A 14,755-nucleotide genomic window follows, 5' to 3' on the forward strand; every position below is an offset into this window, starting at 1 on the left:
GGAGCGGTGGACCGGCGGCCTCGAACGTTCCTGGGCATCTCCAGCGGGCACAGCGACCCGTCGGTGGCCGTGGTGCGCGACGGCCGGGTCGTCGCCTACGCCGAGGAGGAGCGCTTCGTGCGCACCAAGCACGCGGCGGGGCAGTACCCGACCAGGGCGCTGCGGTACTGCCTCGACGCGGTCGGCCTGCGGCTGGACGAGGTCGACTCCGTGTCGGTGGGGTGGCACAGCGAGGCGTACTCCGACGGTCGCATGGCGCGGTTCTTCGAGGAGCTGGGCCGGCAGTGGGAACCCGACCCGGGGACCCTGGCGTGGCAGCGGGACTGCCTGCGCAGGTTCAGCGTGGAGGGGATGCGGGCGCACCACCACCGCCACTGGCGGCGGGAGTTCGGCGACCTGGACTTCCCGCCCATCCGGCACGTGCCGCACCACCACACCCATGCCTTCCAGGCCGCTCTGGAGTCGCCCTTCGACCCGGCGGTGACGCTGACCGTCGACGGCTCCGGTGACGAGCACACCACGGTGCTGTGGTTGCGGCAGGGCCACGAGCTGACACCGCTGCGCGAGATCCGCATGCCGCACTCCCTCGGGTGGTTCTACGCCGCGTTCACCGAGTACCTGGGGTTCGACGCCTACGACGGCGAGTACAAGGTCATGGGCCTGGCCGCCTACGGCAACCCGGACGCGGCGCTGACGAAGCTCGTCGGCGAAGTGCTCATGCCCGCTCCCGACGGCGTCGAGTTCCGCGTCGACCCGAGGTTCATCCACTACGGCGACCACACGTACTCGGCGCGGTTCACCGACGACCTGGTGGCGCTGCTCGGCACGCCGCCGAGGCCGGTGGCGGGCGCGGTCGGGCAGTGGCACCAGGACTTGGCGCTCGCCGTGCAGACCGCCTTGGAGGAGGCGGCCTGCCGCTTGGTCTCGTGGGCGGTGCGCGAGACCGGCGTGCGCGACGTGTGCGTGGGCGGCGGGGTCGGCCTCAACGTCAAGATGAACGCCCGGCTGCTGGCGCTGCCGGAGGTCGACCGCGTGTTCGCGCACCCCCTGTGCGCCGACAGCGGCGCGGCGGCCGGCGCCGCGCTCGTCACGTGCCACCGGGAGACCGGCCTGGTCCCACCACCGCTCACCTCCCTGGCGCTGGGCCCGGAGGTGTCCGGTGAGGACGCGGCCCCGGTGCTGACCGCGGCTCGCGTGCCGTTCGAACGGCCGGCGGACCTGTTCGCCGACATCGCCCGCGACCTCGCCGCGGGACGGGTCGTCGGCTGGGTCGACGGCAGGCTGGAGGCCGGGCCCCGCGCGCTCGGGCAGCGCAGCATCCTCGCCGACCCCCGGGCCGTCGAGCAGCGGGACCGGGTCAACGCGGTGATCAAGCAGCGCGAGGCCTGGCGCCCGTTCGGCCCCGCCATGCTCGCGTCGGCCGCGCCGCGCTACCTGGCGTCGGAGGCGGTGGACTCGCGGTTCATGACCATGGCGTTCCGGGCAACCGACGAACTCCGCCGGGACGCGCCGGCGACCGTGCACACCGACGGCACCACGCGGGTGCAGCTGGTGCACCGCGACGCGAACCCGCGGTTCCACCGGCTGCTGACCGGGTTCGAGGCGCTGACCGGTGTGCCGGTGCTGCTCAACACCTCGTTCAACGTGCGCGGTGAGCCGATCGTGTCCGGGGTCGAGGACGCGCTGCGGACCTTCTGGGCCACCGGGCTGGACGTGCTGGTGCTCGGTGACCTCGTCGTGCGCAAGGAGCCGACCGGGGCAGGGGGCGAAGGCCGGTGAACGTGCTGGTCGTGGCACCACACCCGGACGACGAGTGCCTCGGCGTCGGCGGCACGATCGCGTTGCTGGCCGACCAGGGTGCGTCGGTCACCGTCCTCACGGTCGCCGCGCACCTCCCGCCGCTCTACCCGGAGCAGGTGCACGAGCGCACGCTCCGGGAAGCCGCGGGCGCCCACGAACTGCTCGGCGTCGGGGACTCCGTGTTCCTGGACCACCCCGCCGTGCTGCTGGCCGACGCGCCCGCGTTCGAGCTGAACAGCGCGGTCCAGCGGGTGGTCGACGCGGTCGCGCCCGAGCTGGTGTTCATGCCCTTCCCCGACCGGCACGTCGACCACCGCCGGGTGTTCGAGGCGTGCATGGTCGCCACCCGCCCGGTGCGCGGCGGCCGGGGCATCGCCGCGGTGGCCATGTACGAGACGCTGTCGGAGACGTTCTGGAACGCGCCCGGCGCGGAACCGCAGTTCTGTCCCAACTGGACGGTCGACATCACCACGACCGTCGACCGCAAGATCAGCGCCTACCGCCGGTACGAGAGCCAGGTGAGCCCGTTCCCCGGACCCCGTTCCGCGGAGGCGGTGCACGCGCTGGCGCTGTTCCGCGGCAGCCAGGCCGGCGTGGCCTACGGCGAGGCGTTCCAACTCGTCCGAGCGACCTTCTCCCCGCACCTGGTACGCGCCGGTGCGCGTCCGAACCCCGAAGGGGGCGACCATGCCGGATCGGCCTGATGTGATCGTCGTCGGCAACGGCGCGCTGGGCCTGTTCACCGCCCGGGCCCTCGCCGCCACCGCCCGGGTGACCCTCGTCGGGCCCGCGCAACGCCCCGGCGGCGCCAGCGCGGCGGCCGGCGCGATGCTCGGCTGCTTCGGCGAGGTCACCAAGGACACGTTCGCCACCGAGGCCGGGCGGGCCAAGTTCGAGCTCGGCCTGCTGGCCGACGAGCGCTGGCCCGCCGTCCTCGACGAACTGGCCGAGACCGCGGCGGACACGGGACAGCGGTTCCACCACGTCCCGTCGACCCACGTCGTGCTCAACGGCTGCGGCGGTCCGCTGGACTCGCTCAACTACGACGCCGTCATCGACGCGTTGGGCAAGTACCGGCGGCCGTGGAGCGAGGTGGGTGCCGACCGGATCCCCGGCTACCACCCCCGGCCGGACGGCCGTGCGCTGCGCGCGTTGCACATGAGCGGTGAGGGAGCCGTCGACGGCAACCAGGTGATCGGGCTCGTGGAGGAGCGACTGCGCCGCTCCGGGGTCCGGATCCACGACGAGTCGGTGGAGGGAGTCGTGGTGCGCGCGGGCGCCGTCGCGGGCGTCCGGCTGCGCGGTGGCGAAGTCCTGGAAGCGGATCAGGTCGTGGTGGCGGCGGGGTCGAGGACGGTGGAACTGCTGCGCACCGCGCTCGACCCGGGCGAGGTCCAGCCGATGCTGTCCGGCGTCGGCGTCGCACTGGTCACCCAGCGCACGCACGGGCCGTCGTTCGAGACCGTGGTCCGCACGCCGAACCGCGGCGGGGCGTGCGGTCTGCACCTGGTGCCGCTGGGCGAGGGCCGGGAGTACATCGGCGCCACCAACCTGCTGTCACCACGACCGCAGACGCTGGGGACGATCGGCACGGCGAGCGCCATCCTCGACCAGGTGGCCCGCCAGTTGGACGAGACGGCTTCCGCGCACACCATCGTGCAGTGGCGCGTCGGGAACCGGCCGGTGAGCCTGGACGGGTTCCCGCTCGTCGGGTGGACCTCCGTGCCGGGGCTGTACGTGCTCAGCGGCACCTACCGCGACGGCTTCCACGCCGCGCCCGCACTGGCCGCCCACGCCGCCGTCGAGCTGGCGGGGTCGCCCGGCCTGTTCGGTCCGGTGTTCGCCCCGGGGCGGACGCTGATCCGCTCGTGGGGCGTCGAGGAGTCGGTGGAGGAGTACGCCCTGCACATGACGTCGCTGTGGTTCGAACTGGGCGGTCGTGTCCCGAGCCAGATCAGCAGCGGCGCCCTGACCGACAACTACCGCGAGGAAGCCCGCTCGCTGTACCGGCGGACGGGCATCGAAGTCGGCTTGGGCCCCGACGTCCTGGCCTGCCTCACCGGCGCGCGGGACCCTGGCGCGCTGACGGTCCTGCTCAGGTACCTGCGTGCCGCGGGGCTCGCCGAGCAGCCGGTCGCCGCCCGATGACCGCCGAGGACGCGCAGGCGGCCGTGACGCCGCGCATCGGCCGCGACGTCCGTCTCGGCGAAGGGGTGCGCGTGGAGGCCGGAGCCGTGATCGGCGACGGCGCGACCGTCGGCGCGGGGGTGCGGATCGGTGTCGACGCGGTCGTGCGCGCGGGCGCGGTCGTGGTCGAGGACGTCCCGGCGCTCGCGGTGGTCGGTGGTGACCCGGCGCGGGTGGTGTCCTACGTCAACACCGCCGTGGTCGACCTGCCCGAGTCGGCGGACGCGACCGGCATCGGCTCGGAGCTCGTGCGGCTGCTCCCGGAGGTCAACGAGGAACGCGGCTGCGTGGTCATCCTCGAACACGGCGCCGGACTCCCCTTCACGGCTCGCCGTTGCCTGCTGGTCCACGGCGTGCCGCCCGGAGGCCACCGCGGCGACCACGCCCACCGGACGTTGGAGGAGATCGTCGTGTGCGCCGCCGGGAGTTGCACGGTGCTGGTCGACGACGGGCGCGGCCGGCGCGAAGTGGTGGTGCTGGACCGCCCCGGTGTCGGTGTGGTGATCCCGCCCTACGTGTGGACCGCGCAGTTCGGGCACTCACCCGACGCGGTGCTGGTCGTGCTGTCGTCGGCGGAGTACGACCCGTCCGACTACATCACGGACTACGGCGCCTTCCGCGCCGAGGTGGCGGCCCGATGAGCGACCCGGTCGCGTTCCGGGACCTCGTCGCCGAGCACGCCACGATCCGCGACGAGGTCGTGGCGGCGGTCACGCGGGTGGTGGACGCGGGGGCGTTCGTCCTGGGGCCCGAGCTGGAGGCGTTCGAGCGCGAGTGGGCGGACTACTGCGGCACCTCGCACGCGGTGGGCGTCGGGTCGGGGTTGTCGGCGATCGAGCTGATCCTGCGCGCGCACGACGTCGGCCCCGGTGACGAGGTCGTCGTGCCCGCCTACACGTTCATCGCCACGTGGTTGGCGGTGTCGGCGGTCGGCGCGGTGCCGGTGCCCGTCGACGTGGACCCCGGAGCGGGCAACATCGACCCCGCCGCGGTCGAACGGGCGATCGGCCCCAGGACGGTCGCGATCATCGCGGTGCACCTGTTCGGCACGCCCGCGCCGATGACACAACTGCGGCACATCGCCGACCGCCGTTCGCTGCTGCTCGTCGAGGACGCCGCGCAGGCGCACGGCGCCGAGTACCGCGGCCGGAAGTGCGGGTCGCTCGCCGACGCGGCGGCGTTCAGCTTCTACCCCACCAAGAACCTGGGCGCGCTGGGTGACGGGGGCGTGGTCAACACCGACTCCGCGACCGTCGCCGACCGCGTGCGCAGCCTGCGCAACTACGGGTCGACCACCCGGTACCGCCACGACGAGACCGCCACGAACTCCCGGCTGGACGAGATCCAGGCGGCGGTCCTGCGCGTCAAGCTCCGCCACCTCGACGCCGCCAACGCCGAACGGCGCCAAGTCGCGTCGGCCTACCTGGACCTGCTGCGCGCCGACGGGGTGCGGCTGCCCGTGGCGCCGCCGCCGGACGAGGCCCGGCCGTCGTGGCACATCTTCACCCTCCGGTCGGACCGGCGTGACCACCTCCGGGCACGGCTCGGTCAGGACGGGATCGGCACCCAGGTCTACTACCCGGTGCCGCCCCACCGGACCGCCGCGTACCGCGAGTTCGCGGCGCTCGACCTGCCCGTCGCCACGGACCTGGCGCGGACGTCGTTGGCCCTGCCGTGCCGCCCCGGCGTGCTGCCGCACGTGCCCGCCGTCGCGGCGTCGCTGCGCAACGCCATGGAGGTGGAGTGACGGTGCGAGCGGACGGGCGCCCCCGGTCCGAAGTCCTCGAAGCGGTGTTGGGGGACCTGCGGGACACGTGCGACCGCGCCGACCCGCTGGGCGAGTCCATCGTCGTGGCGGTGGAGAGCCTGCTCCGGCTGGTCGCGGTCGCCGACCGGCCCGTCGACCGGCGGGCGGACGCGGCCAGCCTGGAGGACGTGCGCGAAGCCCTGCACCTCATGCGCGCCGGGGTCGTCACCACGAGCTACCTGCTGTGGTCGGTGGACGAGCGACTTCGCCGCGCCGCGCAGGACCAGGTGCGTCGTCGCACCGACCGACCGATCGAAGAGGTGGATTGCGTTGCCGCTAGCCGATCACCCGAGCACGGTGCTGCCGGTGCTGCCCAGCCAGGCGGCCTTCCTGCATGATTTCTTCCCCGCCATGGTCAACCCCCACTACTGGAACCTGTGCGGCATCTTCCGCCTGTCCCAGCGGTTCGACACGGGGTTGGTGCGTGCGGCGGTGACCCTGGTCTGGGAGCACCACCAAGCCCTCCGCGTGCGCTTCCGGCTCACCGAGGGGGAGTGGTGGCAGGAGGTCCGCGGCCGGAGCGAGCCCCCGCCGTTCCGGCGCATTGACCTGTCGCGGTGCCCCGAAGACGAGCAGCCCGCCACGGTGGGACGGATCTGCGCCGAGATCCAGCGGACGCTGCACATCCACCAGGGGCCGCTGGCCGGGTTCGTGTACTTCGACCTCGGTGTCGGGCAGCCGCCGCGCCTCTTCGTGGTCGTGCACCACCTCGTGGCCGACGCCCTGTCGCTGTCGACGGTGGTCGGTGACCTGGAGAACGTCCTGTGGGCGCTCGCCGAAGGGCGCGCGCCGCGCCTCTCGCAGGGCGCGCCGTACGACGAGTGCGTCCGGGCGCTGCGGGACTACGCCGCGTCGGCCGAGGTGACCGCCGAGATCCCGCACTGGCTCGGCCCGCGGTGGGCGAAGGTCAACGAACTGCCCACCGACCGCACCCGCTACACGTCGGAGACCGTCGGCGGGACGGACTCGGTGAACCTCGGGTTCGACCGGGGCAGGTCCGAGGCGCTCCTGCGGAAAGTGCCCGCCGCGACGGGCGTCGACCTGCACACGACCGTGCTCGCGGCGATCGGCGAGGCCGCGGGCGAGTGGTTGGGCGGTGACGTCGGGGTCGCCGTGGTGCACCACGGCCGCGACCTGACGAAAGCCGACGGCACACCGGTGTTCCCCAACGGGATGAGGCACACCATGGGCTGGTTCTCGTTCGGCGGCTTCGTCGCGCTGCCGCCGCGGGAAGGCGGGGACGTGGTCGAGCACCTGCGTCGGACGGCGGACAGCCTCACGGCCATGCCGAACAACGGCGTGGGCGCCCACCTGCTGCGCTGGTGCGCGCCCAACGGCCCGCACGCCGAGGCACTGGCGGCGGTGTCCGACCGGCTCGGCCTGATCTTCAACAACATGGGCGGCCTGGCCCAACCGAACCAGGCGGGCCGCGTGCTCACGATGGCGGGCGACCCGATGAAGCACGAACCGGACGTCCTCCAACCGCGACCACAGGTCTACATCCGGCTGGTGCGCGACGACGGCGTGCTGTCGATGTCCTGGTTCCTCGACGGGGTCCGCCACGAACCGACCGCCGTGACCAAGCTGGTGAGCCGCGTCGACGAGGTGTTGGCGTCCTACCTGCGGCAACTGGCTTAGGATTCCGCGTCGTGCTCCTTTCCACCGGCCGGTCGGCCGCCCTGCTCTGCCTGCCGCTGCTCTGGGTGTCGGCGTGCACGACGGCGCCCGCGTCGCCCGCCACGCCGTCGTCCTCCTCGGGTCCGGCCCCGTGGGTGTCGGTCACCCAGCAGGCGGAGACGGTCCGTCCCGAAGAGTTGGCGACCGACCGGCCGAAGCGGATCGCGGCGGACGCCGACGTGTGCGCGTTGCTCACCGAGCAGGAGATCACGGCCGCCACGGGCGCGCCCTTCGCGAGAACGGGCAGGCCCGTGCCGGGCACGTTGTGCCTGTGGCAGCTCGGCGACGCGGTGGACGACCGCGGAACTCCCATCGAGGTGCTGACGCTGACCTCCGGGCTGTCGGGCGGGTGGCTCGGCGAGGAGCAGGGCGTCGTCGGCGGGTACCCGACCCGCAGGAGAGTCGGGGACGGACTCTGCATCCTCAAGGTCGGATTGCGCCGCCCGGACGCCCCGACCGACAAGGTGGTGCTCACGGTGAGCCTGGGCGTCACCGACAAGTCCAGCGACCCGTGCCCCGCCACGCAGACGCTCACCGAAACCGCCTTGAGCCGAGTCCCCGGCGCTTGACCCGGATTTCCATGCGTTTCGTCCGTCACCGGGAGAACCTCACCCGGAGCCTCCGTAACCGTGCCGGCTTCCCGTCATCCGCGCGTAGACCACGATGTTGTCCCGGTAGCTGCCCGCTCTCCGGTCGAACTGCCCGCCGCAGGTGACGAGCCGCAGTTCGGGTACCTCGACGTGGCCGTACACCGCTTGGGTGGGGAAGCGGTCTTTCGGGTGCTGCTCCACCCGCTGGACGGTGAACGACGCGGCCGAGCCGTCGGCCCGTTCCACGGTCACCTGGTCGCCGGGTGTCAACTTGCGCAGGTCGTGGAACACTCCCAGCCGGCCCTGCCAGTCGACGTGTGCGGCGAGCAGTGCGGGCCCGCGTTCTCCCGGAGTCGGCGAGTTGGTGTACCAGCCAACGGTTTCGGCGTCGGCCGGGACCTCGATGGCGCGGTCGGCGCGCAGCCCGAGATCGATGATGCCGGTAGCGTCGACGCCGATCGCCGGGATGATCACCCGCGTCGGGCGGGCAGCGTCGAGCACCACCGTCGGCGGTGGGTTCTGCGGTGTGCTCGGCGCGAGGACCGTGCCGGTCGGTTCGTGCGTCGACGCGGCGGGTGCCGTGTCGACCGGGTGGGCGTCGCCGGCTGGGTGGCTCTTGTCGATGCCCGCCAGAACCGCCAGGCCCAATGCCGCCGCCAACGCCGCCAGTCGGGGCTTTGAGCTCCGACGGGGATGGCGGTGCGAGCGGTCGCGCATGCGCTAGTTGCTCCTGCGTGCACGCCGCCGTGCCGCGACCGCGGTGACGGAGGCGGCACCGAGCCCGGCCAGCCCGAGAAGTGTCAGGGCGCCCGAGTCGTCGGCGCCCGAGTCGTCGGCGGTGGAGCCGTCACCCGTGTCGATCGGACCGACGGGCGGCTGGGTCCGACGGGTTGCCGGAACATGACTGGGCGCCGGCAGCTCTTCGCAGGCGATGCCGTCGTTGTCCGCGTCGAGCCGGTGGAAGTTGGTCGTGGCGGAGTCGAAGAACCGCTGCGCTTCGGCTTGGTTGCTGAAGTCGGCGCAGTCGCGGTCTTGTGCGTTCGCGCCGCCGACGATGGACAGCGTGGCACTTGCCGCGAGGACAGCGGCGCCGGCGAACCTGGAAAGCAGCATGTCGCACATTCCTTCCATGCGGGACGAACTGAGGTCTTCGTCGTGGAACGGCCACGTCCGGCGGTCGAGGGAGCCCGGTGGCACGGTCGGTTCGGTGGCGCGGTCGCCGGGCACTCCGGGGTGGACGCTCGGCACTGCTCTGAGTCGCACGTCAGCGACAGGTGACCGGCGGGAGACGTCGGGTCGAGTCGCCGTTCTGTCCGGCGTGTCCGGAACGAGGCGCGTCGCAGTGGGTGCTGCGTGCCGTCGCCGGGATTGTGGAACCACCGACCGATAGGGCCAGCGTCCGCGTCGAACTCCTTGGTGACGCGGTTAGGAGGCGGGACGCGGCTGGGTGCCTTGAGGTTCGGCGGGATGGAGCGATCGGTGCCGGGCCAGGCGACCTCCTCTCGAACCGACAGCGGACCACGAAGACGCTAATGCCGTCCCTCGTCAGGTTGGAGGCGTCGACGGTGGGCTCACCCGATCCATCGGCGTCATGGCCCTATCAGGGGTGTGTCGCCGCAGCGCGGTCGCCGACAGTGCACAACCGGCGTCGCCGACGTGTAGGCCGTCACGCCACCTGCTGACCTTCTTGAGCGTGACGGCGCAGTCGATGCCGTCCGTTGTGGAACGCCGTCGTCATATTCTCGGTGAGGGCGAGGTTTGTTGGTGACGGCGCCGGATCGGGCGAGCGGTCCGGTTTGTCAGTGATCGTGCCGAACTGTGTGCGCTGCTTTCTTCTCGGCAGGACGTGCGGCGAGGTGACGTCCACCGAGTTTGGAATCCGCGATCCGAGCGCAGCTGGTGCCAGAGGTGGTCTTTTCTCGCACGGGCGGTCCATGGATGTTCTGGAGACGGCCGGGGTGTGGCGGGCAGGTATTCGCAGGCGTTGGGCTTCGACATCCCGTTCCAAGGGCGAGAGGGTGAGGGTCGTCTGCCACGATGGCGGCGTGACGGTGCGCTTGGATTGGGCCGAGTTCGAACGGACCCTTCTGGATGGTGTGGTGCGGTTCGTCGGCTCGGCCGTGCGTGATCACCCCGGGGAGCGGTTCTACGCGGCGGTGCTCGATCACGTCTACCGGGAGGAAGACGGTCCGATCGCGCTGCCGTCGCTGGGGATCAACAGTGTCGAGGCGTTGGCTCGGGAGCCCGCCGAGCAGCAGGCGGAACTGAGGTGGAACGCACCGGACTGGGACCTCTACCGCGACGGCTGGCTACCGGACGGCTCGACCGAACGGTGGGAGCAGGCGCTCACCGCGGAGGCGTGCTCCGGGACGACGCGCCAGTGGCAGGCGACGTTCGACCGGTACCTGACGACGCTGGTCCGCGTCTGCCGGCGGGCACGGACGACGTTGCGCCGGAACGGTGACACCCACCCGGACTTCGTGGTGGTGCTGCTCGACGACGAGCACCACGAGACGCTGATCAAGCGCGTCCTGACCGCCGGCGAGGTGCGTCGCCACTTCCCCGAACTGGATGAGCGCTCGGTCGCGCTGGCCGGCCTCGCCGCGCTCCCACCGGCCGACCGCGCCGCGCACCTGGCCTCCCTGCTGGGAACGTTCGACGGTCCCCTCGACCGCGACACCGTCGAAGCGGCCCTGCGTGACCTCGGTCCGGCGGCCTTCCCGGCCCTGCTCTCCCTCCTCCGCACGCCGGACCGCGCGTGGCAGGCGGCGAAGCTCCTGGCGGACATCGGCAGACCCGATGACAGCGTCATCCACGCGTTGAGCGCCGAGCTGCGGCAGACCGACGGACCGGACCAGGAGTGGATCGCGGTCGCGCTGTCCCGCCTCGGGCGGCTCGACCTCGTGCTCGACCAGGCCGAAAGCCTCCCGCCGGACGTGGTGGTCGGGGCGGTCTCCGCGCCGTACACCAGCTTTCGCGACGACGCGGTCGCCCCGCCGCCGCTGGACTACCAACCCCTGGTGGACTTCATCGAACGGTGGCCGACGCACGTGTCGGCGCTGGGTCAGCGGTTCGCGCCCGGCCAAGGGGCTTGTGAGATCGCGGCGAACGAGGTGGACGCCGCGGTGGCCGGCTTGACCTCGCCGCACGTCCTCGTCCGTTGGCACGCGGTGAAGGTCCTCGGGCGACGCGGGCTCGGTCGGCACGTCGGCCGGCGCGTGTTGCCGCTGCTCGGCCGGACCGTCCGACAAGACCCGGACGCGTCCGTGCGACGCCTGGCGGTGCTGTCGCTGCTGTGGTGGCGGAGGGATTCCCTTCACCTGGCGGACGTGGTCCGGCAGGCGTTGGAGGATCCGGCGGAGGAGGTGCGTCAGGCCGCCGCGGCTTGGTTGCGCGAACAGCACGAGCCGGTCTGACGGCAGCGGCGCGGTCGATCCGGCGGGATCGGGTGGATGACGGATCGGATCTCGGCCGCGGCACGTGAGTCGGGCCTGGCCGCCGACCCGGGCGCCGGGCAGGCGGTTCAGCTCTCCGTCGACGCGCCCGTCACCGAGCGGGTGATGGCGAACGCCGGCGAGGAGGGGCGCTCGTGGTTGCCGCGAGCGCCCCTCCCGCTAGAACGAGTTGCCGAACGCGCTGGACAGGTGCTCCCGCGCGTCGCGCAGCGCCCCGTCGATGATCCGCGCCGCCTCCCGCGCCTGCTCCGGCTCGTGCGCGGCCTGCACCTGCAACCGGAAGCGTGACGCGCCGGTCGGGGTGACGGGGAACTCGACCATGAACGCCAGCACACCGCGGTCGAACAGCAGGCGGTTGACCGTGCGGGCGAGCTTCTCGTTCCCGATCAGGACCGGCACGATCGGGCTCGGCGAGCCCATGCAGGTCAACCCGCGCGTCGTCAGCTCGTCGCGCAGGGCGTGGATCGCGGAGAACAGCCGGCCGCGCAGCGCCTCGCCCTCGTCGGTGCGGATGATCTCGGCGGCCTTGAGCACCACCGCGGTCTGCATGGGGGACAGGGCGTTGGAGAAGAAGTGGGACCCGGCGAACATCTTGATGTACTGCTTCACCGCGGGCGACCTGGCCGCGACGAAGCCGCCGTTGGAGGCGAACGTCTTGGAGAACGCGCCCATGACCAGGTCGACCTTGCCGAGCATGTCCTGCATGCCCAGCACGCCGGTGCCGCCGGGGCCCATCGAGCCGAGGTCGTGGGCGACGTCGACCAGCAGGGTCGCGTCGTAGGCGTGGCAGACCTCCTGCAGGGCGGCGACGTCCGGCCAGTCGGCGTCCACCGAGAACAGGCCGTCGGTGATGACCATGATGCCGTTGTGGGTGTCGGTGGCGCGGATGCGGGCCAGGTGGGTGCGCACGGCCTCGACGTCGAGGTGCGTGTAGCGGGTGATGTTCCGGGTCGCCGCGCGCGCACCCGTCTGCAAGCACGAGTGGGCGAGGCGGTCGATGAGGATGTGGTCCTCTTGGCGGACCAGGCCGGTGACGGTGCCGAACCCCGCCGACCACCCGTTCGAGAACAGCGTGACGTGCTCCAGGCCGACGAGCGCGCCGAGGGCGGCCTCCAGGTCGTCGGAGATGCGGGTGTTGCCCAGCACCATCGGCGACCCGGCGCTGTGCGGGCCGAAGTCCCGCATCGCCCGGACCGCCGCCTCCCGGATCTCCGGGTGGGCGTTGAACGACAGGTAGTCCTGGGAGTTGAAGTTGATGCCCCGGGCGGGTTTGCTCAGGTCGTTGGTGATCGTCGCGATCCCGCCGGGCGCCGCCTCCAGGACCCGGGAGTACTGCCAGGTCTCGGTGCGCCGGCGCGCCTCCACCCAGCCGTGGAACTCCTCGGTCCGGCTGAGCAGGTTCGCGCCGACGGGCCGGAAGAAGTCGTACGCGTTCTTGTCGAGCGCGTAGTCCTCGTCGGGGTCGATCGCGGGGGCCGCCGCCGTCGCCGGTTCCCACATCGGTTCCAGGTCGGCCCGGATCGCCGGGTAGTCCTCGGCGAAGAACCGGACCACCTCGTCCTCCGGGAGGGTGTCCAGCTCCTCCAGGTCCTCCCACGGGATGTGGGTCGCCCAGTTCCGCATCATGTCCGACACCTCGCGCGCGGCCGCGGCGACCGCCTTGGCCGCGGTGCTCGGGTCGGTGTCGGCCTCGTCGGCCGCGGCGATGAGCGCGGCGACGACCTCGCCGTCCTCGCGCTCGTCGGTCAGGGTGCCGGTCATCGGGTCGCCTCCGCTGCCACGCGCTGGAACGGGTTCCGCTGGTGCTCGCGGTAGGTCGCCTCGAAGTCGGCGAACGCGCTGTGGTCGCGCGAGGACTCCTTGGCCGTGTCGTTGAGCAGGAACACGTTGGACGGGTCGAAGAACTCCGACACCGGCGCCACGTCGACGTGGGTGGCGATGAAGCGGTCGATCTCGGCCTGGTTGCCGCGCAGGATCGCGAACAGCTGCAGCTCGTCGTGCCGCAGCGGCTTCATCTCCGCGAGCGTGCACACGTAGTCGTAGTAGGCCGCGGCGGTCTGGCTGCGCCGCTTGGCGGCGTACCCGGCCAGGGCGGTGTCCCGGTCGGTCTCGCCGCCGAGCCACCGGCCGATCGCCTCCGCGGCCAGCTCCGCGTCACGCAGGGCGTGGGTGATCCCGAGTGCCGTGCACTGGTCCTTGAACGACTCGGCGTCGCCGACCAGCACCCAGCCGGGTCCGTGCAGCTGTCTCAGGTACGCGGCCTGGTCGAGCGTCCCGTAGAAGCGCTCCTCCCGCCGCGCCCGCGCCACCGTGCCCGCCGCGTCCTCGCTGATCAGCCCGAGCGCGCGGTGGAAGTTGCCCTCGACGTCGGCCCGGAAGTCCGCGGCCCACTCGCTCGGCCCCCACGTCAGCACCATGGTCTGCCCGTGGTTGGTCGAGGCCATCGCCATCCCGAGCCTGCCCCGGCGGTGGATCTGCGCGTCGGCGTCGGGGATGCCGCTGAAGTAGCTCCAGTAGGCGTAGGTGCACCGCGGCCGCTCGTCGAACTTCTCGACGCCGAGAGCGCGCGCGACGAAGGAGTTGCGCCCGTCGGCGCCGATCACTACCTGCGCGTGCTCGACCGTGCCGTCCCGCCCCTTGATGCCGATGACGGTCCCGTCTTCATCCCGCAGTAGTTCCTTGACCGCGTACCCTTCGCGGAACTCCACGCCGGCCCGCACCGCGTTGTCTACCAGGATCTTGTCCAGCACGTGCCGGCGAACCGAGAAGTAGTCGGTGGTGATCCCGCTGTCGTCGTCGTGCAGCAGGCGGAACTGGTTGCGCAGCAACTGTTCGGGAACGCTGCCGCGCAGCTCGATTCCGTTGTTGACCACGGTGACGTCGGTGTGCGCGGGAGTTACGGCTCTGACCTGCTCTAACACCCCGAGTCGGTTCAAGTAGGAAGCACCGTGCGGCCACACGAAATGCGTGGACAGCACATCACTGGGAAACCGCGACCGGTCCACCACCAGTACTCGGAGCCCTTGTCTGGCCAGGTGTGTCCCGACCGCCGCTCCGGCACAGCGGCCGCCGACCACAATAGCGTTGTACATGCGTGCATCCCAACAGCACCCCTACACGCTGTACAGAGCCGAATGGTCGAGCAACCCGTACTTGCGCGACACCGGCCATTCGTGGCAAAGGTCGGGTGAATTCAGATGCGTGAACAGGTGAGAGTTGCACGGGTTCGCGATCGATGG

At 71.9% G+C, this 14,755-nt stretch carries 14 protein-coding genes; 9 read left to right on the top strand and 5 right to left on the bottom strand.

The annotated features are described in order from the left end of the window. Nucleotides 1-6: 6 nt before the first annotated feature. From ADK67_RS10235 to ADK67_RS10270, 8 genes are read left to right on the top strand one after another with little or no spacing between them, the layout of a single operon-like run. Entirely contained in the window at nt 7-1,779 is a 1,773-nt protein-coding gene (locus tag ADK67_RS10235) for a carbamoyltransferase family protein (protein WP_197289370.1), read from the top strand. Nucleotides 1,780-1,790: 11 nt separating this feature from the next. Continuing rightward, on the top strand, nt 1,791-2,504 hold the full coding sequence (locus tag ADK67_RS10240; RefSeq protein WP_197289371.1) for a PIG-L deacetylase family protein: 714 nt from the start codon (nt 1,791-1,793) through the stop codon (nt 2,502-2,504). Further along, entirely contained in the window at nt 2,488-3,948 is a 1,461-nt protein-coding gene (locus ADK67_RS10245) for an FAD-dependent oxidoreductase (RefSeq protein WP_082403358.1), read from the top strand. Before ADK67_RS10240 ends, ADK67_RS10245 begins: the two co-directional genes overlap by 17 nt. Further along, nucleotides 3,945-4,628, top strand: a complete 684-nt coding sequence (locus ADK67_RS10250) for a WxcM-like domain-containing protein (protein WP_053716161.1) — start codon at nt 3,945-3,947, stop codon at nt 4,626-4,628. Before ADK67_RS10245 ends, ADK67_RS10250 begins: the two co-directional genes overlap by 4 nt. After that, nucleotides 4,625-5,734, top strand: coding sequence for a DegT/DnrJ/EryC1/StrS family aminotransferase (locus ADK67_RS10255; RefSeq protein WP_053716162.1), 1,110 nt, complete (start codon nt 4,625-4,627; stop codon nt 5,732-5,734). Before ADK67_RS10250 ends, ADK67_RS10255 begins: the two co-directional genes overlap by 4 nt. Further along, nucleotides 5,731-6,132, top strand: a complete 402-nt coding sequence (locus ADK67_RS10260) for a hypothetical protein (protein WP_053716163.1) — start codon at nt 5,731-5,733, stop codon at nt 6,130-6,132. Before ADK67_RS10255 ends, ADK67_RS10260 begins: the two co-directional genes overlap by 4 nt. Beyond that, complete coding sequence (locus ADK67_RS10265) at nt 6,065-7,432, top strand: condensation domain-containing protein (protein ID WP_197289372.1); 1,368 nt, start codon at nt 6,065-6,067, stop codon at nt 7,430-7,432. Before ADK67_RS10260 ends, ADK67_RS10265 begins: the two co-directional genes overlap by 68 nt. An 11-nt stretch (nt 7,433-7,443) precedes the next feature. After that, nucleotides 7,444-8,040, top strand: a complete 597-nt coding sequence (locus tag ADK67_RS10270) for a DUF3558 family protein (RefSeq protein WP_053716165.1) — start codon at nt 7,444-7,446, stop codon at nt 8,038-8,040. A 39-nt stretch (nt 8,041-8,079) separates the two neighbouring features. Here ADK67_RS10270 and ADK67_RS10275 read toward each other — a convergent pair whose 3' ends face one another. From ADK67_RS10275 to ADK67_RS50665, 3 genes are all read right to left on the bottom strand, one after another. Further along, a complete protein-coding gene (locus ADK67_RS10275) occupies nt 8,080-8,778 on the bottom strand; it encodes a class F sortase (protein WP_053716166.1) in 699 nt (232 codons plus the stop codon). A gap of 3 nt (nt 8,779-8,781) precedes the next feature. Next, a complete protein-coding gene (locus ADK67_RS10280; RefSeq protein ID WP_053716186.1) occupies nt 8,782-9,174 on the bottom strand; it encodes an excalibur calcium-binding domain-containing protein in 393 nt (130 codons plus the stop codon). Between the two features lie 553 nt (nt 9,175-9,727). Continuing rightward, on the bottom strand, nt 9,728-9,928 hold the full coding sequence (locus ADK67_RS50665; RefSeq protein WP_157620077.1) for a hypothetical protein: 201 nt from the start codon (nt 9,926-9,928) through the stop codon (nt 9,728-9,730). A 178-nt stretch (nt 9,929-10,106) separates the two neighbouring features. Here ADK67_RS50665 and ADK67_RS10285 point away from each other — a divergent pair, with 178 nt between their 5' ends. Beyond that, nucleotides 10,107-11,477: a DUF4303 domain-containing protein gene (locus tag ADK67_RS10285; RefSeq protein WP_053716167.1), complete on the top strand. Its 1,371-nt coding sequence runs from the start codon at nt 10,107-10,109 to the stop codon at nt 11,475-11,477. A gap of 198 nt (nt 11,478-11,675) precedes the next feature. Here the strand turns inward: ADK67_RS10285 and ADK67_RS10290 are convergent, their stop codons facing one another. Together ADK67_RS10290 and ADK67_RS10295 are read right to left on the bottom strand one after the other, a co-directional pair. Continuing rightward, on the bottom strand, nt 11,676-13,277 hold the full coding sequence (locus ADK67_RS10290) for an aminotransferase class I/II-fold pyridoxal phosphate-dependent enzyme (RefSeq protein WP_053716168.1): 1,602 nt from the start codon (nt 13,275-13,277) through the stop codon (nt 11,676-11,678). Continuing rightward, nucleotides 13,274-14,608, bottom strand: coding sequence for an NAD(P)/FAD-dependent oxidoreductase (locus ADK67_RS10295; protein WP_053716169.1), 1,335 nt, complete (start codon nt 14,606-14,608; stop codon nt 13,274-13,276). The genes ADK67_RS10290 and ADK67_RS10295 overlap by 4 nt, the downstream gene beginning before the upstream one ends. Nucleotides 14,609-14,755: the final 147 nt, after the last annotated feature.

Origin of the sequence: Saccharothrix sp. NRRL B-16348 (assembly GCF_001280085.1) — a bacterium.
GTDB lineage: Bacteria > Actinomycetota > Actinomycetes > Mycobacteriales > Pseudonocardiaceae > Actinosynnema.